Origin of the sequence: Kitasatospora sp. NPDC051853, assembly GCF_044452665.1 — a bacterium.
Lineage (GTDB): Bacteria > Actinomycetota > Actinomycetes > Streptomycetales > Streptomycetaceae > Kitasatospora.
In genome coordinates this window covers 64,334-82,151 of sequence record NZ_JBITBY010000005.1, presented here as the reverse complement: position 1 = coordinate 82,151, position 17,818 = coordinate 64,334, and the positions used below count along the sequence as shown (strand labels likewise).

At 74.7% G+C, this 17,818-nt stretch carries 23 protein-coding genes; 5 read left to right on the top strand and 18 right to left on the bottom strand.

The genetic code is table 11. The features are described 5' to 3' along the window. The first annotated feature begins 49 nt into the window (after window positions 1-49). The 3 genes from ACIA8O_RS15755 to ACIA8O_RS15745 are packed head-to-tail and all read left to right on the top strand — an operon-like array spanning window position 50 to window position 3,206. Complete coding sequence (locus tag ACIA8O_RS15755) at window positions 50-1,309, top strand: hypothetical protein (protein WP_396294819.1); 1,260 nt, start codon at window positions 50-52, stop codon at window positions 1,307-1,309. Continuing rightward, on the top strand, window positions 1,306-1,860 hold the full coding sequence (locus tag ACIA8O_RS15750) for a hypothetical protein (RefSeq protein ID WP_396294359.1): 555 nt from the start codon (window positions 1,306-1,308) through the stop codon (window positions 1,858-1,860). The genes ACIA8O_RS15755 and ACIA8O_RS15750 overlap by 4 nt, the downstream gene beginning before the upstream one ends. Then, window positions 1,857-3,206: an MFS transporter gene (locus ACIA8O_RS15745; protein ID WP_396294358.1), complete on the top strand. Its 1,350-nt coding sequence runs from the start codon at window positions 1,857-1,859 to the stop codon at window positions 3,204-3,206. The genes ACIA8O_RS15750 and ACIA8O_RS15745 overlap by 4 nt, the downstream gene beginning before the upstream one ends. On the opposite strand, the gene ACIA8O_RS15740 is transcribed toward ACIA8O_RS15745, so the two are convergent. The 6 genes from ACIA8O_RS15740 to rpmB all read right to left on the bottom strand — a co-directional run bounded on the left by ACIA8O_RS15740 (window position 3,193) and on the right by rpmB (window position 5,923). Beyond that, the gene (locus ACIA8O_RS15740) at window positions 3,193-3,624 is read right to left on the bottom strand and encodes an SRPBCC family protein (RefSeq protein WP_396294357.1); all 432 of its coding nucleotides are present in this window, start codon (window positions 3,622-3,624) and stop codon (window positions 3,193-3,195) included. The genes ACIA8O_RS15745 and ACIA8O_RS15740 overlap by 14 nt on opposite strands. A gap of 140 nt (window positions 3,625-3,764) precedes the next feature. After that, a complete protein-coding gene (gene rpmF, locus ACIA8O_RS15735) occupies window positions 3,765-3,938 on the bottom strand; it encodes a 50S ribosomal protein L32 (protein WP_396294356.1) in 174 nt (57 codons plus the stop codon). Window positions 3,939-3,947: 9 nt separating this feature from the next. Further along, window positions 3,948-4,190, bottom strand: a complete 243-nt coding sequence (gene rpsR / locus ACIA8O_RS15730; protein ID WP_396294354.1) for a 30S ribosomal protein S18 — start codon at window positions 4,188-4,190, stop codon at window positions 3,948-3,950. 22 nt (window positions 4,191-4,212) lie between these two features. Further along, window positions 4,213-5,376, bottom strand: a complete 1,164-nt coding sequence (locus ACIA8O_RS15725; RefSeq protein ID WP_396294352.1) for a CobW family GTP-binding protein — start codon at window positions 5,374-5,376, stop codon at window positions 4,213-4,215. A 5-nt stretch (window positions 5,377-5,381) separates the two neighbouring features. Next, window positions 5,382-5,687, bottom strand: coding sequence for a 30S ribosomal protein S14 (gene rpsN, locus ACIA8O_RS15720; RefSeq protein ID WP_396294351.1), 306 nt, complete (start codon window positions 5,685-5,687; stop codon window positions 5,382-5,384). After that, a complete protein-coding gene (gene rpmB, locus ACIA8O_RS15715; RefSeq protein ID WP_396294350.1) occupies window positions 5,687-5,923 on the bottom strand; it encodes a 50S ribosomal protein L28 in 237 nt (78 codons plus the stop codon). The genes rpsN and rpmB overlap by 1 nt, the downstream gene beginning before the upstream one ends. A 165-nt stretch (window positions 5,924-6,088) precedes the next feature. Between rpmB and rpmG the strand changes: the two genes are divergently transcribed. After that, window positions 6,089-6,253, top strand: a complete 165-nt coding sequence (gene rpmG / locus ACIA8O_RS15710; protein ID WP_360501696.1) for a 50S ribosomal protein L33 — start codon at window positions 6,089-6,091, stop codon at window positions 6,251-6,253. 44 nt (window positions 6,254-6,297) lie between these two features. Further along, on the top strand, window positions 6,298-6,549 hold the full coding sequence (locus ACIA8O_RS15705; RefSeq protein ID WP_396294348.1) for a type B 50S ribosomal protein L31: 252 nt from the start codon (window positions 6,298-6,300) through the stop codon (window positions 6,547-6,549). Window positions 6,550-6,621: 72 nt separating this feature from the next. Here the strand turns inward: ACIA8O_RS15705 and ACIA8O_RS15700 are convergent, their stop codons facing one another. The 12 genes from ACIA8O_RS15700 to ACIA8O_RS15645 form a co-directional block, all read right to left on the bottom strand. Beyond that, entirely contained in the window at window positions 6,622-7,632 is a 1,011-nt protein-coding gene (locus ACIA8O_RS15700) for an MASE1 domain-containing protein (RefSeq protein ID WP_396294347.1), read from the bottom strand. Between the two features lie 86 nt (window positions 7,633-7,718). After that, on the bottom strand, window positions 7,719-8,531 hold the full coding sequence (locus ACIA8O_RS15695; RefSeq protein ID WP_396294345.1) for a PP2C family protein-serine/threonine phosphatase: 813 nt from the start codon (window positions 8,529-8,531) through the stop codon (window positions 7,719-7,721). A gap of 140 nt (window positions 8,532-8,671) precedes the next feature. Then, the gene (locus ACIA8O_RS15690) at window positions 8,672-9,634 is read right to left on the bottom strand and encodes an alpha-ketoacid dehydrogenase subunit beta (protein WP_396294344.1); all 963 of its coding nucleotides are present in this window, start codon (window positions 9,632-9,634) and stop codon (window positions 8,672-8,674) included. Then, the gene (locus ACIA8O_RS15685; RefSeq protein ID WP_396294343.1) at window positions 9,631-10,617 is read right to left on the bottom strand and encodes a thiamine pyrophosphate-dependent dehydrogenase E1 component subunit alpha; all 987 of its coding nucleotides are present in this window, start codon (window positions 10,615-10,617) and stop codon (window positions 9,631-9,633) included. The genes ACIA8O_RS15690 and ACIA8O_RS15685 overlap by 4 nt, the downstream gene beginning before the upstream one ends. Next, the gene (locus ACIA8O_RS15680; RefSeq protein WP_396294341.1) at window positions 10,614-11,528 is read right to left on the bottom strand and encodes a phytanoyl-CoA dioxygenase family protein; all 915 of its coding nucleotides are present in this window, start codon (window positions 11,526-11,528) and stop codon (window positions 10,614-10,616) included. Before ACIA8O_RS15680 ends, ACIA8O_RS15685 begins: the two co-directional genes overlap by 4 nt. Window positions 11,529-11,556: 28 nt before the next feature. Beyond that, entirely contained in the window at window positions 11,557-12,546 is a 990-nt protein-coding gene (gene hppD, locus ACIA8O_RS15675) for a 4-hydroxyphenylpyruvate dioxygenase (protein ID WP_396294340.1), read from the bottom strand. 41 nt (window positions 12,547-12,587) lie between these two features. Further along, window positions 12,588-13,853 carry a beta-ketoacyl-[acyl-carrier-protein] synthase family protein gene (locus ACIA8O_RS15670; RefSeq protein WP_396294338.1) on the bottom strand — a complete coding sequence of 422 codons (1,266 nt, stop codon included), beginning with the start codon at window positions 13,851-13,853 and terminating at the stop codon, window positions 12,588-12,590. Then, on the bottom strand, window positions 13,850-15,505 hold the full coding sequence (locus ACIA8O_RS15665; RefSeq protein ID WP_396294336.1) for a class I adenylate-forming enzyme family protein: 1,656 nt from the start codon (window positions 15,503-15,505) through the stop codon (window positions 13,850-13,852). Before ACIA8O_RS15665 ends, ACIA8O_RS15670 begins: the two co-directional genes overlap by 4 nt. A gap of 87 nt (window positions 15,506-15,592) precedes the next feature. Next, the gene (locus ACIA8O_RS15660; protein ID WP_396294335.1) at window positions 15,593-16,147 is read right to left on the bottom strand and encodes a beta-ketoacyl synthase N-terminal-like domain-containing protein; all 555 of its coding nucleotides are present in this window, start codon (window positions 16,145-16,147) and stop codon (window positions 15,593-15,595) included. Continuing rightward, entirely contained in the window at window positions 16,144-17,265 is a 1,122-nt protein-coding gene (locus ACIA8O_RS15655; protein ID WP_396294333.1) for a beta-ketoacyl synthase N-terminal-like domain-containing protein, read from the bottom strand. The genes ACIA8O_RS15660 and ACIA8O_RS15655 overlap by 4 nt, the downstream gene beginning before the upstream one ends. Then, on the bottom strand, window positions 17,262-17,522 hold the full coding sequence (locus ACIA8O_RS15650; protein ID WP_396294332.1) for an acyl carrier protein: 261 nt from the start codon (window positions 17,520-17,522) through the stop codon (window positions 17,262-17,264). Before ACIA8O_RS15650 ends, ACIA8O_RS15655 begins: the two co-directional genes overlap by 4 nt. Beyond that, window positions 17,519-17,794 carry a phosphopantetheine-binding protein gene (locus ACIA8O_RS15645; protein ID WP_396294331.1) on the bottom strand — a complete coding sequence of 92 codons (276 nt, stop codon included), beginning with the start codon at window positions 17,792-17,794 and terminating at the stop codon, window positions 17,519-17,521. The genes ACIA8O_RS15650 and ACIA8O_RS15645 overlap by 4 nt, the downstream gene beginning before the upstream one ends. Between the last annotated feature and the right edge of the window lie 24 nt (window positions 17,795-17,818).

The window sequence follows — 17,818 nt, the reverse complement described above, 5'->3', positions numbered from 1 at the left end:
CCGCCCGTGCCCGGACCACCCAGCCGCCCGCACCCACCCGGGGGTGACAGTGAACGGCCAGCCGACCGCCGACGTGGTCGACCGGATCAAGGACATCCCGATCTACCGCGGTTCGATCGAACGGGGCCACTTCCCGGTCCTGGAGAAACCCGAGATCGCCCGCGGATTCCCCGACAACTGGATGACGCCCGCGCTCGCCGCCGCCCTCGCCGCGGGCGAGGCGGAGTACGTGCTCTCCACCGGCACCAACCACGCGCGGATGCAGATCATCCGCCCGCCGTACTTCCTGCTGCACTCCTACTACCGGCTGTGGAGCGAGCACCCCGAACTCGCCGACACCTGGCGCGAGGGCTGCCGCCGGGTCTCGCTGACCACCGTCCTCGCCACCGAGCACGTCGCCCGGGTCAACGCGCGCAAGCGCGGCGAAACCGCGTCCGCCGTACCGGAGTTGCGTGACCGCTGGCTCGACGACCGCACCGTGTACCTCAACCTCAGCCTCGACCCAGGGAGTTGGACCCGCAGCGAGGTCGAGCGGATGCTGGGCGAGATCCGCGAGGCCGCCGCGAGCCACCCCCGCGGACGGTACCTGTTGGACTGCTCCTCCTCCCACCTCGCCCACCTGGTACGGAAGTTGGACCGGTGGGACCTCTGGGAACGGTTCCCGGCGCCCGCCGCCGTCGTGCACGCGTACGAGTACACCCCGCGCAACGTCTCCCGGTACCTCCGCGAGCGCTTCGACTGCCCGGTCGTCGACCTCTTCGGCAGCACCGAGCTCGGCTACCTCTACTACGGCGACAGCGGCGGCGACTACCGCCCGTACCTGCACGGCATGAGCGTCGAACTCCTCCCCGTCGCCCCGGGCAGCCACATCCACAGCCTGATCGTCACCAGCGTGCGCAACCCCTGGATGCCGCTGGTGCGTTACCGCTCCGGCGACTGCGTGCGCACCGCGGACGGCTCCGCCGACCCTGGGCGGATCACCCGCTTCTGCGGGCGGGAGAAGGAACTGCTCGCCACCCCGCACGGCCCCGTCGCCCAGGGCGACCTCGACGACCTGGTCAGCTCCATCGCCCCGCAGGTCTTCCTCCAGCACCTGGCCGTCACCGACCCCGGCGGCGCCGAGCTGCACTGCACCACCTTCGACGGCGTCCCGCCCGGACCCGCCGAGACCGAGGCCCTCGGCCACGCCGTCCGGCGGCTCACCGGACGGCCCGGCCGCGTCACCCACCACAAGCACCTGCCGATCGGCGCGTCCGGCAAGTACGCCTGGCTCGCGGCGGACGGCCGACCCGCGGACGGAGCCCGATGACCAGCCAGCCCACCGGCGCCTTTGACACCCCCGGCGCCTCCGACATCCCCGACGCCTTCGTCACCGCTGCCGACCTCCGGGCCCTGCTCGGTGAGGAGCTGCACGCCGAGGCCGCCGCCCAGGCCGCCGCGATCACCGGCGCCCTCCCGCAGGACGCCGAGCGCCAGGTCCTCGAGTGCCTGCGCTACCTCTACCTGATCTCCCGTCACCCGGACGCCCTCGCCGGACTGTTCCTCCCGGTGGAGCAGCACATCGACGAGGTCTGGCACTTCCTGATCCTGCAGACCCGCGAGTACGCCGCCTTCTGCGAGCGCCTGCCCGGCGGCTTCTTCGTCCACCACCGCAGCATCGGGTACGAGGCCTATGAGCAGGAGCCCGGCAGGGAGCGCGCGGCGGAGGAGGCACTGCGCTGGATCCCGCTCTACTGCCGGGAGTTCGGCCCCTTCGACGAGGACGCGATGGCGCACTGGACCATCGTGCGCTACCTCCACCAGCAGCTCGACATGTCGCTGGCGGAGATCTCGGAGCTCCAGCCGCTCGCCGCCAGGTGAGCGCCTCTTCCTCCGCCTCCGCCTCCTCTGCCGCGACCGGAGCCGGGGCCGGGGCCGCCGGACGGGAGGCCGACCCGCCCGAACAGCGGCGCACCCTGGCCGTCCTGATCGCGGCCCAGACCCTCAGCGGCGCCGGACTCGCCGCGGGCATCACGGTCGGCGCCCTGCTGGCCGGCGACCTGCTCGGCTCGACCGGCCTGGCCGGCATCCCGAGCGCCCTGTTCACCGGCGGAGCCGTCCTCGGGGCCCTCGCCATCGGCCGGATCTGCCAGCGCCACGGCCGCCGTCCGGGCCTCGCGGCCGGCTACGCGGCCGGTGCCCTGGGCAGCCTCGGCGTGGTCGCCGCGGTGGCCGCCCACCACGTCCCGCTGCTGCTGTTCTCGCTGTTCGTCTACGGCGCCGGCACCGCCACCAACCTCCAGGCCCGCTACGCCGGGGCCGACCTCGCCCCGCCGCACCGGCGCGGGCGGGCGGTCAGCGCCGTCCTGCTCGCCACCACCTTCGGGGCGGTGGTCGGGCCCAACCTGGTCACTGTCTCCGGCACCCTTGCCGAGGGCTGGGGCATCCCGGCGCTGGCCGGACCGTTCCTGCTCGCGGCCGCCGCCTACGGGGCGGCGGCGGTCCTGCTCGGGGCGCTGCTGAGACCGGACCCGCTGCTGCTCGCCCGTCGGCTGGCGGCGGCCGGACCGGCCGAGGCTCCGTCAGCGGGCAGCGTGGATACGGATACGGTCGCAGCAGCGGGCGCGGAGACCACGGCCACCCGCGGGCCCGGACTGGCGACCGGGCTGTGGGTCATGCTGCTCGGCCAGTTGGTGATGATCGCCGTGATGACGATGACGCCGGTCCACCTGGACGACCACGGCCACGGCACCGGCGCCACCGGACTGGTCATCGCCCTGCACGTGGGCGCGATGTTCCTGCCCTCCCCGCTCAGCGGCCGACTGGTCGACCGCTGCGGCCCGGTGCCCGTCGCCGTCGCCGGCGGTCTCACCCTCGCCGCGGCGGGCGTGCTCGCGGCGGCGGCACCGCCGCACTCCGTCGGAGCGGTGGCGACCGCCCTGGTACTGCTCGGCCTCGGCTGGAACCTCGGCCTGGTCAGCGGGACGGCCATCGTCACGGCCGCCGTCCCGCTGGAACGACGGGCGAGCACCCAGGGACTGGTGGACGTCGGCCTCGCGATCGCCGGCAGCACCGGCGGCCTCGCCTCCGGCGCGGTCGTCGCCCTCGGCGGCTACCCGGTGCTCGCCGTCGGCGGAGCGGCGGTCGCCCTGCTCGTGGTCCCCGTCGCCCTGGCCACCGCCAGGCGGCCGGGCGGGGCCCCGCCCCGGCGGGTCAGCGGTCCGTGAGGACCCGGGGCAGGCGGTCGGCCACCGCGTCGGCCAGACGCTCGAACTCGCCGCGCAGGAACGGGCCGGCCAGTGCGGCCAACCCGTGGAAGCGCAGCGAGGCGCGGTAGTGCACCACGGTGCCGCCGTCGACGGCCCGGACGGCGATGTCGTCGGTGGCGGTGACCGTGCGGTTGTGCCCGACGAAGACCAACCGGTCGGGGGCGCGGCGCTCCAGACGGTAGGTCAGTTCGGTCCGCCGCCCCCGGAACCGGGAGGTGTTCCGCCAGCTCGCGCCCTCCGCGACCGGGCCGTCGTCCAGCCGGACGCAGGCCTCGGTCCCCGGGTCCCACTCAGGGGCGTTCCCGAAGTCCGCCAGGTAGCGCAGCACCTCCTCGGCCGGCCGCTCGACGCGCATGGTGCGCTCCACCCTGATCATCGGTCCTCCCACTGGTGTCCGTCGGTCCGTCGTGCGCTGCCCTCTACGGTTGTTCGGCACCGACCCGCCGGTGGATTGCGGACACTCGGGGGCCGTCTCCGGACCCGGGGCCGCAGCGCGTGCGCTGCGGCCCCTCGCGTTCACGGCGTGAACGGCGTGAGCAGCCCGCGTTCGTAGGCGCGGACCAGGTTGCGCGGCACCAGGTGCTCGCGCCCGTCGACGGTGACCGGCACCAGCTGGGGTGCGCTCGCCTTCCACTGCGAGCGGCGGTGACGGGTGTTGCTGCGGGAGGTCTTCCGCTTGGGGACGGCCATCGGGGGCTCCTATCGGGTGGTCGAGGCGTAGGGCAGCAGCGCCATCTCGCGGGCGTTCTTGACCGCCCGCGTCACCGCCCGCTGCTGCTGAACGGTCAGCCGGGTGACCCGGCGGCTGCGGATCTTGCCGCGGTCGGAGACGAACTTCCGCAGCAGATCGGTGTCCTTGTAGTCGACGGAGGTGATGCCCGCCTCGAACAGCGGGTTCGGGCGGGGGCGGGGCGGCTTGCCGCCACCGGGGCGCTTGGCCATGTCGGTTCCTTCGTACGGTCCTTCAGGAGACGGGTTCGAGCAGGTCCTCGAAGGCGTCGGGCAGGGCCTTCCAACCGGCCTCACCCGCCATCAGTTCGCTGTCGGTGAGCAGGCAGGAGTCGAGCAGCTCGGTGATCCCGTCGACGTCCAACCCCTCGGCGGTGAACACGAGTTGCTGGACACGGTCGCCGTGCTCGGCGTGCCAGTCGAGGGCGGCGGCGGCCCGGCGGGCGGGCGGGTACAGCTCCCAGGCGGCGTCCGGCAGCGAGGCGAGCCAGGGCCCGCACTCCTCGACGGCGAGGTTCGCCCCGGCGGCGTCCCACGCGAGCATCTGCTCGGGCCGGTTGGCCAGCCAGAACCGGCCCCGGCTGCGCTGCGCGGCCGGCACCAGCAGATCCAGCGCCTCGTACAGCCGGCCCGGGTGCAGCGGACGCCGCCGCTCCCACACCAGCGTGGCCACCCCGGCCTCGTCGGCCTGCTGCGGCAGCAGTGCGAGGGCCGGGTTCACCCGGTCGCGGGCGGCGGCCACGTCGAAGCCGCCGAGCCCGGCCCGCAGCAGCTCACCGGTACCGAGCAGGACGCGCCGGGCGGTCGGGTGCAGTTGGCGCAGCATGGCCAGCCCGGTCTCGCCGCCGCGGGCGACGGCGATGGTGGTGGCGTACTCGATCTGGTGGGCGAGTGCCTCGGCACGCGTGCGGGTGTCCTCCGCGGACGTGTGCTCCCCGTGCTCCTCCAGGTCGTCCGGGACGGAGAGTTCGCCCAGCAGCCGGTCGGGGTCGACCGCGACCACCACCCCCGCCAGTTCGATGAACTCCTCCATCGGACGGCCGTCCACCTCACCGCCCGCGATCACCTCGACCGCCGGGTGCGCATCGCTGCCTCCCCACAGTTCGACGACGGCCAGGCCGTGCTGCCCGTCCTCGGCGATCCCCACCAGCTCCGGCAGCAGGTGCTCCCGCAGCGCACAGCAGGCGCAGTCGTTGGTCAATGGGAACCCAGCGGTGTCGTACACGCCGTTGCCGTCCCGCAGTTCGCGGTGGACGGTGCCGCGCGAGGCGTCCCGCAGGTCGTGGTGGAGGACGACGGCGTTGACGCTGCCCTCCACCAACTCCTGGACGGCGCGGCGGCGTTCGGCGCGGTGGAGCCCTGCCACCACGATGACGGGGAGCTTTGCCTGTCCGGGCACCGCGCTCACCAGCTCGACTTCCGCACGCCGGGCAGCTGTCCGGCGTGGGCCATGGTGCGCAGGTTGATCCGGGAGAGGCCGAAGGCGCGTTGGTAGCCACGCGGGCGGCCGTCGACACCGTCGCGGTTGCGGATCCGGGTGGCACTGGCGTCCCGCGGCTGACGGGCCAACTCGCGCTGGGCCGCCGCCCGTTCCTCGGGCGTGCTCGACGGGCGGGCGATGACGCGCTTCAGCTCGGCCCGGCGCTCGGCGTACCGGGCGACGACGGCGTGGCGCTGCTCGTTCTTGGCGATCTTGCTCTGCTTGGCCATCAGACCTTCTCCCCCCGGGCGCGGATGCGGGCGACGGCGGCTTCGATGCCGATCGTGTCGACGGTCTTCAGGCCCTTGGCGCTGAGCGTGAGGCGGACGTACCGGCCCTCGCCGGGCAGCCAGTAGCGCTTGCGCTGGATGTTGGGGTCGAAGCGGCGGCTGGTGCGGCGGTGCGAGTGGGAGATGGTGTTGCCGAAGGACGGTTTGCGGCCGGTCAGTTGGCAGTGAGCGGACATGGCGGACGACTCCGTTGCGGATACGTGCGGGCAGGCGGACGGTCACGCTCCCGGGGCGGCGTGACGCCCCGGGGAAGCGAGGCTCACACTAGCCTAGATGAAAATGGATTTCATTTCGCTGTAGGGTGGCGTCACCGACACCGCCCCGCCCCTGAAGGGACACCCATGGCCCGCAACGAACTGCGCCCGATCATCAAGCTCCGCTCCACCGCCGGCACCGGCTACACGTACGTCACCCGCAAGAACCGCAGGAACGACCCCGACCGCCTGGTCCTGCGCAAGTACGACCCCGTCGCCAAGCGGCACGTCGACTTCCGCGAAGAGCGCTGACCACCACCCCACCCACCAACCGACCCACCCGGAGGACCGACCCCATGAAGCCCGGAATCCACCCCGACTACCGCCCCGTCGTCTTCCGCGACAAGGCCGGCGGCCTCGCCTTCCTCACCCGCTCCACCATCACCAGCACCCAGACCGTCGAGTGGGAGGACGGCAACACCTACCCGGTCATCGACGTCGAGGTCTCGTCCGCCAGCCACCCCTTCTACACCGGCAGGACCCGCGTCCTGGACACCCAGGGCCGCGTCGAACGCTTCCGGCGCCGCTACGGCACCACCCAGCCCTGACCGGGCCGGCCATGACGGGAGACGGGGCTGCGGCCCGGGAGCCGAAGCCCCGTCACGACACGCACCGTTGCCCTACTGGAAACCGTCGCCCGGCGGCAGCCAGTCGCCGGGGCGGTCGGGGGCCAGGCGGCGGACCACCTCGGCCAGTTCGACGCAGGCCTGTTCGAGGCGGCGGTGGGTGTTGCGCTGCTCGGCGACGATGGCGGAGAGCAGCAGGCCGGTGAGTGCGGCGCAGGCGTTGAGGGCCTGGAGCACCACCATGTCGGCGACCAGTCCGTGCTCGGCGAAGGGGCCGGCGTGGCGGGTGGCCGCCGCGATGGTGAGCACCGAGACCACCGCCACGCAGGGGGCGGCGCCGGGCAGTTGGAACCGGAGCGCGGCCCAGATCAGGAACGGGAAGACCAGGAACAGCACGCTCAGCTTGGTGTGGGTGGCGATCACCGTGACGGTGGCCGTCCCGGCCAGCAGGAGGGCCGGCTCCGCGAAGTCGAACGGCCCCGGGTCGTCGGGGAGCCGGACGGTGCGCAGCGCCAGCAGCAGCGGGGTGACCACCAGGACCCCCATCGCGTCCCCGGCCCACCAGGCCGACCAGGTGGGCCAGAACCCGCCGTCCGGCAGGCTGCCGCTCAGCCCCAGCACTGCGGCGCCGACGGTGGCGCTGATCAGCATGGCGGCGAACGCCCCCAGGAAGACCAGCGCCGTCCCGTCCCGCAGGCGGTCCAGCTCGGTCCGGAAGCCGACCCGACGGAGCATCAGGTACGCGGCGACCGGGGCCAGGGTGTTGCCGGCGACGATGCCGATCGAGCCCCAGCGCGGGGTGCCGCCCGAGGCGATCACCAGGAAGGCGCCGAGGGCGATGCCGGGCCAGACCCGGAGGCCGAACAGCAGCAGGCAGGCGAGCGCGATCCCGGTGGGCGGCCAGAGCGGGGTGACCCTCGCCCCGCCGATCACCACCTGCTGCATCAGGCCGAGCCGTCCGGCCAGGAGGTAGATGCCGGTGACGGCCAGCAGGAGCCCGCCGGTGGCCGCCAGGCGGCGCAGGTCGCGGGTGGGGGGAGCGGTGGGCAGCGGCACAGGAGCCATCACACTACGGCCGGGCGGCGGACCGGCCGGTGACACGCGCGGAGAAGGGGTACGTGCGCGGGGGTGGAGCACGGGGAACCGGCCGGTCAGCCGTGACGGAGCACCAGCACGGCGGCGTCGTCGGTGTGCCCGGTCAGCTCGGCCACCGCCAGCAGCTCGGCCGCGAGGGCCTCCGGGTCGGCCGGGCCGCGGGCGCGCAGCACGGCCGCGACCCGCTCCAGACCGGCCTCGATCGGGAACTGCGGCCCCTCGACCACCCCGTCCGTGACCAGGGCGACCACCTCGGACCCGGTCAGCCGGTGGCGGTTGACCGGGTAGCGCTGGCCGGGCAGCACACCCAGCGGAGGGCCGCCCTCGTCGGAGTGGCGGACGGCGGCGCCGTCGGCGTCCGCCCAGACCGGCGGGACGTGTCCGGCCCGGGCGTGCCAGAGCTCGCCGGTGGCCGGGTCGTAGCGCAGGAAGACGCAGGTCGCGAAGCGCCGGACGGCCATGGATATCAGCAGGTCGTTGGCGCGCTCCAGCACCTCGCCGGGGTCGGTGGCGGTGGTCGCCAGGGCCCGCAGGCTGACCCGGACCTGGCCCATCACGGCGGCCGCCTCCACGTCGTGCCCCTGGACGTCGCCGAGGGTGAAGGCCACGGAGCCGTCCGGGAGCAGGAAGCCGTCGTACCAGTCGCCGCCGATGCTCAGGCCGTGCCGGGCCGGGGCGTACCGGGCCGCGGCCCCGAGGCCGGGCACCTGGGGGAGCGCGGCCGGCAGCAGCTCGCGCTGCAGGGCCTCGGCCAGTTCCACCCGGGCCTTCTGGAGCTCGGCCTGCTCCAGGGCGGACGCCGTGAGCCGGCCGAGCTCGGTCAGCAGGTCGTCCGCGCTGCGGCGGGCGGTGGGGCGGCGTCCCGTCATCGGCCCTCCGGCGGCGAGCGGTGCGTGGTGGCGAGAGCCAGCCTATGTCGACCGAACGGGCGACGGCTGCCCGGCCGCCACGGCCGTCGCCCGTGGTGCGCGCACGGTCACCATGGGTTCACCGCCGCCGGGGTGACCTCTTACTTCATGACGGCGCGGACGGCCTCGCGGAGTTGGTCGCGGTGGGGTTGGAGGGCGCGGTCGAGGGCGGGGGCGAAGGGGAGGACGGTGCCGTCGGGGCGGGTGATGCGGCGGGGCGGGGCGGTGAGGTGCATGGACTCGGCGGCGGTGGCGAGGATCTCGGCGCCGATGCCGCAGCTGCGGTTGGAGTCGTCGATCACCACCAGGCGGCCGGTGCGCTCCAGGGAGGCGGCCAGGGCGTCCCAGTCGAAGGGGTGGAGGGTGCGGGGGTCGAGGACCTCGACGGAGATGCCCTCTCCGGCCAGTTCCTCGGCGACGGCGAGGGCGTCGTGGACCAGGTGGCCGACGGCGACCACGGTGACGTCGGTGCCCTCGCGGTGGATGCGGGCCGAGCCGAGCGGGATCGGGGCGAGCTCCCAGGTGACGGTCTCGCGGATCGGGAGGGCGGCGGCGGGGGCGAAGACCACCACCGGGTCCGGGTCGGCGATGGCGGAGCGGAGCAGGCCGTAGGCGTCGGTGGGGGTGGCCGGGACGACGGTCTTCAGGCCGGCGTGGGCGAACAGGCTGTAGGGGTGGTCGGAGTGCTGGCCGGCCCAGCCGTCGCGGGAGCCGGAGCCGGGGACCAGGCAGGTCAGCGGGACGCTCGCCTGACCACCCGTCATCAGCGAGAACTTGTGCGCCTGGTTGACGAGTTGCTCGAAGACCAGGAAGAGCAGTGAGGGGATCTGGAACTCGATCACCGGCCGCCGGCCGGTCAGTGCGGCGCCGATCGCCATCGAGGTGAAGGCCTGCTCGGAGAGCGGGGTGTCGACGATCCGGCCGGGGCCGAACTGCTTGAGCAGGTTGAGGGTCGGGCCGGCCATGCCCGCGCCGATGTCCTCGCCGAACACGCAGACGGCGGGGTCCTCGGTGAGGGCGTCGGTGAGCGCCCGGTTGAGTGCCTTGGTGTAGGAGAGCCTCATGCCGCCGACCCCGCCCTGGGGCGCAGCCCGTCGGCGTAGAGGTGGTCCGACGCGCCTTCGGGGGAGGGGAGTTCGGAGGCGAGGGCGAACTCCGAGGCGGCGGTGAGCTGTTCGGCGACCGAGGCGTCCAGCTGTGCGGCCAGGCCGGACGGCAGGAGCGCGGCGGCGCGCGGCAGCGGGTCGAGGCCGCGCCAGCCGTCGACCTCCTCGGGGGTGCGGTAGTGCAGTTTCATCAGCCGTTCCATGGTGTGGTGGCCCTCGAAGCGGTAGGTGCGGCACTCGAGGAAGCCGGGGCCGCCCCCGGCGGCGGCCCGCTCGACCGCCTCGGCGGCGGCCGCGCGGACGGCCTCGGTGTCCATCCCGTCCACCTCGGCGGACGGGATGCCGAAGGCGGCGGCCCGGCCGGTGGCGCTGCCGGCCACGGCGGTGCTGGCGGGCAGGGTGGTGGCGTAGCCGTTGTTCTCGCAGACGAAGAGCACCGGCAGTTTCCACATCGCGGCCAGGTTGAAGGACTCCAGCAGGACGCCCTGGTTGAGCGCGCCGTCGCCGAAGAAGGCGACGGCCACCCGGTCCTCGCCGGCCTGGACGGCCGACCAGGCGGCGCCGACGGCGATGGCGCCGCCCGCGCCGACCATGCCGTTGGCGCCCAGGATGCCGAGGGAGAAGTCGGCGGCGTGCATCGAGCCGCCCCGGCCGCGGTTCAACCCGCCGGTGCGGCCGAGGAGTTCGGCCAGCAGCCGGTCCGGGGCCGCGCCCTTGGCGAGCACGTGGCCGTGGCCCCGGTGGGTGGAGGTGATCCGGTCCTGCGGGCGGAGCGCGGCGCAGACGCCGACCGCCACCGCCTCCTGCCCGATGTAGGGGTGGATGCCACCGGTGATCGCCCCGGACTTCACCAGGCCGAGCGCGAGCTCCTCGAAGCCGCGGATCAGCCGCAGCATCCGGTAGCGCCCGGCGAGGGTCCCGAGGTCGGCGGGGTCCGTCACGGGGTGCCCTTCCAGACGACGGGGCAGATCTCGGGGTCGGCGTAGTCGGGGCGGCCGTCGGGGGTGCGGCGGACCACCACGTCGTGGTTGTAGGAGGCGGGGGTGCCGTCCGGGCGGGTGGCGTGGCGGTACTGGTTGGCGCCGTCCTGGAGGTGCAGGGAGACGGCGCGGCGCGGGGAGGGGGCGAGGTTGGGGCCGCTGCCGTGGTAGGTGCGGCAGTGGTGGAAGGAGACGTGGCCGCGCGGGATCTCGACCGGGACCTTGACCACCTCGGCGCCGTTGAACGCGGCGTTGGCGGCCAGGATGCCGTCCAGCTCGGAGCGGTCGCGCTCGGCGAAGTGCCGGGTGGCGTCCTCCTCGGAGGGCAGCTCCTGCCAGCGGTGGCTGCCGTCGACCATGGTGATGGTGCCGTTCTCCACCCCGCAGTCGTGGAAGGGGATGAAGGCGGTCAGCATGTCGTCGGAGGTCGAGGTGTGCCAGTAGTGCTTGTCGAAGTGCCACGGCACGTGGTTGGAGGGCTCCCCGGCGATCGGCGGCTTGTAGATCAGGGTGGACTGGAAGACCCGGATCTCCTCCGCCCCGGCGAGCAGCGCGGCGACGGCGCCGACCAGCGGCTTGCGCAGGATCGCGGCGATCGCGTCGTTCTCGTAGTGCACGTAGTCGTTGTGCCGCTGGACCGGGCCGTCGGAGGCCTGCCAGGCGGCCAGGCGCGGCGGGCGGACGGCCAGGGTGCGGTCGCGGTGGCCCTCGTAGTAGTCCTCGGTGGCGGCCTGGAGGGTGTCGAGCTCCTCGTCGGTGAAGAGCTTGCCGGAGAGGTACCAGCCGCGCTCCTGGTAGCCGGCCACCTCCTCGGGCGTGGGCAGCAGGGCGCGCTCGGCCTCGGTGAGGACGAACTCGGGGGCGATGGTCACGGGGGTTCCTCTCGGGGGTGGGGCGGCGTCAGACGGAGGCGGTGGCGCGCTGGCGCTCGACGGCCTCGTAGAGGGCCTTGATGTTGGCGGTGCCGAAGGTGCCCGCGCCCTGACGCTCGATCAGCTCCAGGAAGAAGGTCCGCCGGGGGTGGGTGGAGCGGGCGAAGATCTGGAACAGCTGGCCGCCGTGGTCCTGGTCGACCAGGACGTCCAGTTCGCGCAGCGTCTCCACCGGGATGGCGGTGCCGCCGAGCCGCTCGGCCAGGGCGTCGTAGTAGGTGCCGGGGGTGGAGAGGAACTCGACGCCGTGCGCGCGGGCGGTGCGGACGGCGGTGGCGATGTCCTCGGTGCGGAAGGCCAGGTGCTGCACGCCCGCGCCGTCGTGGTCGGCCAGGAAGCGGTCGATCTGCCCGGCCCGGCGGCTGGTGTCCGGCTCGATCAGGGTGAAGGTGACCTCGCCGGAGGCGCTCTGCACCACGCTGGAGTCCATCGCCTGCTCGCCGACCTCGATGTACTCGCCGAAGATCCGGTGGAGGCCGAGCGCGGCCTCGCAGAACCGTACGGCGTCGGCGAGTTGGCCGGCCGGGACGCAGATGGCGGCGTGGTCGAGGGCGTCGATGAGGCCGCCGCCGGCCGGGGCGGGAGCCTCCTCCAGCGGGACGAGGCGCAGCGCGGTGTCGCCGAACCCGGCGATCAGGCGGGCCTCCCGGTCGAGCACCACGGCGCCGTGCCGCTCGGCCCGCTCCAGCGCGGCCTGCGGGTCGGTGCAGCCGAGGGCCAGCGCGGCCACGCCCTCGCCGTGCCGCTCGACGTACCGGGCCACCGGGTGGTCGGTGTTGTCGCTGGAGTGCAGGCGGATGCGGGCGCTGCCCTGGTGGAGGTGGACGGTGCGCACCGCCGGCTGCCAGGCGGGCTGTTCGGCGTCGCGCCGGAAGCCGTAGGCGGTCTGGAGCTCGACGGCGGTCTGCGCGGCGTCCGCGCAGTGGTACTCGACGTGGGTGATCGTCTGGATGGACAACGGGGCTCCTGTCGGGAGGAGTTGAGTGCAGGTGGGCCGGTCTACCTGGTGGTGCCGGTGGGCGTCGGCCCGAAGACCAGGCTGGTGTTGTGGCCGCCGAAGGCGAAGGCGTTGCTGAGCGCGTACCGCAGCTCGGCCGGGCGGGCCGCGCCGCGGACGTGGTCCAGGGCGCAGGCCGGGTCGGGGTCGGCCAGGTTGAGGGTGGGCGGGAGCAGACCGCGGGCCACCGCGAGCACCGAGACGATCGCCTCCAGCGCCCCGGCCGCGCCGAGCAGGTGGCCGGTGGCGCCCTTGGTGGAGCTGACGGCGGGGCCGTCCGGGCCGAACACCGCGTTCAGGGCCGCCGATTCGGCGACGTCGCCGATCTTGGTGCCGGTGCCGTGCGCGTTGACGTAGCCGATGTCGGAGGCGTCCAGCCCGGCGTTGGCCAGGGCGGTGCGCATGGCGTCGGCCGCGCCCTCGCCGTCGGGGCGGGGCATGGTCGGGTGGTGGGCGTCGGTGGAGGAGCCCCAGCCGATCAGTTCGGCGTAGCCGGCCGCGCCGCGGGCGGCCGCGTGCTCGGCGCTCTCCAGCACCAGCACCCCGCTGCCCTCGCCCAGCACGAAGCCGTTGCGGCGGCGGTCGAACGGCCGGCTCGCCTGCGCCGGGTCCTCCCAACCCTGGGCAAGCGCACGGGCGTTGGTGAAGGCGGCGGCGATCGTCGGGTGCAGCGAGGACTCCGTCCCGCCGCAGACCACCACGTCCGCGTCGCCCGCCCGGATCAGCCGCAGGCCCTCGGCCACCGCCTGGGCACCGGCCGCGCAGGCCGTGACGATCGCGGTGCTGAAGCCGCGGATGCCGTGCTTGATGGCGACCCGGGCGGTCGCCATGTTGGAGAGCATGCCGGGCAGCAGGTACGGGCTGACGCCGGGCCGGCCGCGCTCCAGGCGGCGGTGCGACTGCTGCTCGAAGGTCTCCAGCCCGCCGCCGCCGGTGGCCAGCACCACGGCGGTGCGGCGCGGGTCGACGTCGCGGCCGACCACCAGCCCGGCGTCGGCCAGGGCGTCGTCGGCGGCCGCCATGGCGAGCAGCACGAAGCGGTCCACGCAGCGGGTCTCGGTGGGCGGCAGCACCTCGGTGCCGTCGACGTGCGGGGCGATGCCGGCGAACGGCAGCCAGCCGTGGGCCGGGTGGCCCTCGGGCACGGCGGTGATGCCGCTGCGGCCGGCGGTCAGCGCCTCGAAGACCTCGGCGGGCTTGCGGCCCAGCGGGGTGACCAGGCCCATCCCGGTGACGACGGCTCCGGGGCGCTTGGCGGGGGCGCTCATCGGGCGGCCGCCGAGCTGGTCACGGCGGCGGCGGGCGAGCCGGCCACCGAGGCGAGGTAGCGCTCGCGCAGCAGGACCTTGCGGACCTTGCCGGTCGGGCCGAGCGGGATGTCCGCGCCGCCGACCACCAGGACCGAGCGGACGGTGGCGGCGGTGTGCTCGTCGAGCGCGGCCACCACCTCCTCGGTGCGGTCGGCGGCCGGGTCGGCGCCGTCCTCCAGAGTGAGCAGCACGTCGGTGACCACCTGCCCGCCGTCCTTCACCGCGACCACGGTGCAGTCCAGCACGCCGGGGACGGTGGCCAGCACCCGCTCCTCGGACATCGCGGTGTAGAGCCGGTGGCCGTTGCCGAGGTCGACCGAGTCCACCAGGCGGTCGACGTGGTAGTAGAAGCCCTCCTCGTCCCGGTACATCAGGTCGCCGGTGAGGAAGCGGCCGCGCAGCCGGGTGCGGTAGGTGGTGACCGAGTCGTTCCAGTAGCCGGGCGCCAGGGTCGGTGAGGCGGTGGCGAGTTCGCCGACCTCGCCGGGGCCGAGCGGCTCGCCGTCCGGGCCGACCACCTCGCAGTCCACGAAGGTGTGCGGGCGGCCGACGCAGCGGCCGTACTTCTCGGTGCCGGGGGCGTGGGTGATGAAGAAGTGCGAGTGGCCCATCTCGGTGGAGCCCAGGCCGTCGACGAAGACCGAGCCCGGCTCGCGGCCGCGCCCCTGGCGGGTGACGGTCTCCCGGGAGCCGGCCGCGATCAGGCGGCGGATGTGCGCCTCGTGCGCGCAGTCCCCGGTGTTCCACCAGAGCGCGACGGTGTCCAACTGCCGTGCGGCGAGGTCGTGGTGGGCCAGGTCGGCCCAGGTGGCGGCGAAGCCGATCACGCCGCGCGGCTGCCAGCTCTCGATGGCGTCCAGCACGCCGTCGCCCGACTGGTGGGAGAGCAGGGCGAGTTCACCGTGGGTGCTGAGCGAGAAGTTGACCGCGATGACGGTGGCCGCGTGCGGGGCGGGCAGTGCGGAGAGCATCCGGTCGCCGCCCTGCGGGCGGGGCAGGGTGGCGCGGTGGCGGATCGCCGCGTAGAGGCTGGCGTGCGAGTGCACCACCGCCTTGGGCATCCCGGTGGTGCCGGAGGAGTGGGTGATCGCCACCGGGTCCTGGGCCGAGTGCCGGTACGGCGCGGGCGCCGCGTCCGGGTCGCCGGAGCCGAGCCCGGCGGCGTCGGCCAGCACCGGGGCGCCCGGGTCGTACCCGGCGAGTTCGGCGCGGTGCTCGGGGTCGGTGAGGATGCCGACGGCGCCCAGGCGGGCGATGTAGCGGGCGGCGCGCTCGCCCTCCACCTTGGGGTTGAGCAGGGCCGGGATCGCGCCGAGGCGGGTCAGGGCGAGGAAGGACAGGACGTGGTCGGCGGCCGCGGTCGCGTACACCACCACCGGGTCGCGCCGGCCGATCCCGAGGGCGTGCAGCGCGGCGGCCCGGGCCCGGACGGCGCGGTCGAGCTCGCGCAGGGTGAAGGGCTGCCAGGCGGCGTGCCCGTCCACCGCGGTGTCGAAGGTCAGCAGCGGGTCGTCGAGACCGACGCCCAGGGCGATCCGGCTGGTCAGCACGTTCCCTGCGCCGACCTCCGGGTCGTTCGCCAGGACGTTGCGGATGGTGCGGATGCTCATGGTGATGGATCCCTCCCATGGCGCTGGCCATGCGGGTGCGGTGTACGGCGTCGGGGACGCGGTCGGTCGGGGTGGGGTGGTGCTTCGTCAGGCGGAGGTGACCAGGACGGCGGTGCCGTGGTCGCCCTCCCCGTCCCGGACGGCCTGCTCGGCGGCGATGACCAGGACCTGGTCGGCGTCGCCGTCGGCGAGCATCAGGGCGGCCAACTCCAGTGCGTCCGGTGGGACTTCGCCGGGTGCGGCAGCCTCGCGCGGGCTGATCGCGACCACCGGGCCGGTCAGCTCCCAGCGGGCGGCGACGTGCCCGAGGACGGCGTTGGGGTTGGACTGGAAGAACAGCAGCGGCGGCATCCGGCGCCCGGAGGCGGCGGCGGTGTCGATGGCCAGGGCCGTGGCGCGGTCGCCCCCGGCGCTGGCCAGCAGCAGTCCGGTGCGGCCGGCCGGGGTGCTGTCCGGGCCGCCCACGGCAGTGCCCAGGGTCGCGTCGCGGTGCCGGGTGAGGCAGAGCTCGGCGACGGCCGCGACCAGCGGGTTGAAGGTCGAGGCGGTGAAGCCGGGCAGTGGGGGCAGGTCGCGCTCCCCGTCCGGCGGCGGCCAGTTCGCGCCGGCGAGGGTGCGCAGCGCACGCGTCGGTCGGTTCATGCGGCGGCGACCAGGAGTGCGGTGTTGGCGCCGCCGAAGGCCGAGTTGAGGCTCAGCGCGTGGGCGGGGCGTTCCCGGCGCGGCCCGGAGAGCACGAGGTTCAGCCCGATCTCCGGGTCGGCGCCCAGCCAGCCGGCGTTGACCGGAAGCCGTTCGCTCTCCAACGCGCCGATGGTGACGGCGAGTTCGAGCAGGGCCGAGGCCTCCAGGGCGTGGCCGTGGACGGACTTGCTGGAGCTGACGGGGAGCCGGTGCAGCGCGCCGCCGAACACCTCGCGCAGCGCCCGCGCCTCGGCCAGGTCGGAGAGCTGCGATCCGGTCCCGTTGGCGTTGACGTAGCCCACCTCGGCCAGCGCGACCCCGGCCCGGGTCAGCGCGGCCCGGACGGCCCGGACCACGCCCTCCCCGTCGGGCCGCGGACGGCAGACGTGGTGGGCGTCCCCGGAGCGGCCCCAGCCGGCCAGCCGGGCCAGCGGGCGGGCGCCGCGCCGTTCGGCGGAGCCCTCCGCCTCGACCACCACCGCCACGGCGGCGTCGCCGAGCACGGTGCCGGTCCGCCCGGCGCTGAACGGCCGCAGCTCCCCGTCCCGGGCCAGGGCCCGGCCCGCGTCGAAGGCGGCGAAGACGCCCGGCTCCACCAGGTGCCCGGCCGCGACCAGCACCCGGGGGTGCCGCCCGGAGGCGACCAGCACGGCGGCGTCGGCCACCGCCGTGGCGGCCGCCGTGCAGGCGCCGGTGTAGACCCGGGTGACCTCGGGCAGGCCGAGCGCCGCGGCTCCCTTGCCCACGGCCTCCGCCACCTCGCCGGTGCGCAGGTCGCTGTGCAGGGCGAGCAGCAGCGGTGTGTCACCGGGCCCGGCGGGCAGGCCGGGCAGTCCGGCCTGCTGCCACGCGTCGGCGACCACGTCGACCACCGCCCGGGCGAGCGGCGGCGCCCCGGGCAGCAGGGCCGCCCGGGTGGTGCCGCGCCGGGACACGTCGAAGCGGGTCACCTCGGTGAAGCCGCTCCGGCCGTGCACGGCCGCGTCCGTCAGCGGCGCGAGCCCGGAGCCGAAGGCGCTGAGCACCCCGAGGCCGGTGAACACCGGGCGGGCGGCCGGCGGTGCGCTGGTGCTCATGAGCCGGCGGCCCCGGCGGCTCCGGCGGCCAGAACGGCCGCGCGGAGCACCTCGACGGCGTCGTCCACCGTGCGGACGGCCTCGAACTGCTCGTCCGAGAGGTCCAGCTCGACCCCGTAGCGCTGCTCGAACTCGGCGGTCAGCCAGGTGAGTTCGAGCGAGCCGAGGGCCTCGGGGACGGTGTCGGCGGGACGCTGCCCGAAGGCCGCCAGCATCTCCACCACCTCGGCCCGGTCCGGCTGCACGGGCGTGCTCACGCGGCGCTGCCGGCGGCGGCCGGGGCCTCGGCGACCCGGCGGGCCACGTCGGCGGTGAACTGGTCGAGCGTCATCAGCGCGGTGGTCTCCATCTCGTCGAGGTCGAACTTGACCCCGAACTCGTCCTCGACCTGCACCGAGAGGTCGGCGAGCGCCAGCGACTCCAGGTCCAGCCCGGCCGGGCCGAGGTCGGTCTCGCCGGTCACCTCGGAGACGTCGTAGTTCATCTCGGCGAGTGCCGCGAGGACGAACTCGTGGATGCGCTCCTGCATGGTGGTACTCCTCGTGCTGTGTCG

Coding starts and splice junctions, on each gene's coding strand:
- ACIA8O_RS15750 (WP_396294359.1), top strand. CDS start 1,306: ATGACCAGCCAGCCCACCGGCGCCTTTGACACCCCCGGCGCCTCCGAC.
- ACIA8O_RS15740 (WP_396294357.1), bottom strand. CDS start 3,624: ATGATCAGGGTGGAGCGCACCATGCGCGTCGAGCGGCCGGCCGAGGAG.
- rpmF (WP_396294356.1), bottom strand. CDS start 3,938: ATGGCCGTCCCCAAGCGGAAGACCTCCCGCAGCAACACCCGTCACCGC.
- rpsR (WP_396294354.1), bottom strand. CDS start 4,190: ATGGCCAAGCGCCCCGGTGGCGGCAAGCCGCCCCGCCCCCGCCCGAAC.
- rpsN (WP_396294351.1), bottom strand. CDS start 5,687: ATGGCCAAGCAGAGCAAGATCGCCAAGAACGAGCAGCGCCACGCCGTC.
- rpmB (WP_396294350.1), bottom strand. CDS start 5,923: ATGTCCGCTCACTGCCAACTGACCGGCCGCAAACCGTCCTTCGGCAAC.
- rpmG (WP_360501696.1), top strand. CDS start 6,089: ATGGCCCGCAACGAACTGCGCCCGATCATCAAGCTCCGCTCCACCGCC.
- ACIA8O_RS15705 (WP_396294348.1), top strand. CDS start 6,298: ATGAAGCCCGGAATCCACCCCGACTACCGCCCCGTCGTCTTCCGCGAC.
- ACIA8O_RS15700 (WP_396294347.1), bottom strand. CDS start 7,632: ATGGCTCCTGTGCCGCTGCCCACCGCTCCCCCCACCCGCGACCTGCGC.
- ACIA8O_RS15695 (WP_396294345.1), bottom strand. CDS start 8,531: ATGACGGGACGCCGCCCCACCGCCCGCCGCAGCGCGGACGACCTGCTG.
- ACIA8O_RS15690 (WP_396294344.1), bottom strand. CDS start 9,634: ATGAGGCTCTCCTACACCAAGGCACTCAACCGGGCGCTCACCGACGCC.
- ACIA8O_RS15670 (WP_396294338.1), bottom strand. CDS start 13,853: ATGAGCGCCCCCGCCAAGCGCCCCGGAGCCGTCGTCACCGGGATGGGC.
- ACIA8O_RS15665 (WP_396294336.1), bottom strand. CDS start 15,505: ATGAGCATCCGCACCATCCGCAACGTCCTGGCGAACGACCCGGAGGTC.
- ACIA8O_RS15660 (WP_396294335.1), bottom strand. CDS start 16,147: ATGAACCGACCGACGCGTGCGCTGCGCACCCTCGCCGGCGCGAACTGG.
- ACIA8O_RS15655 (WP_396294333.1), bottom strand. CDS start 17,265: ATGAGCACCAGCGCACCGCCGGCCGCCCGCCCGGTGTTCACCGGCCTC.
- ACIA8O_RS15645 (WP_396294331.1), bottom strand. CDS start 17,794: ATGCAGGAGCGCATCCACGAGTTCGTCCTCGCGGCACTCGCCGAGATG.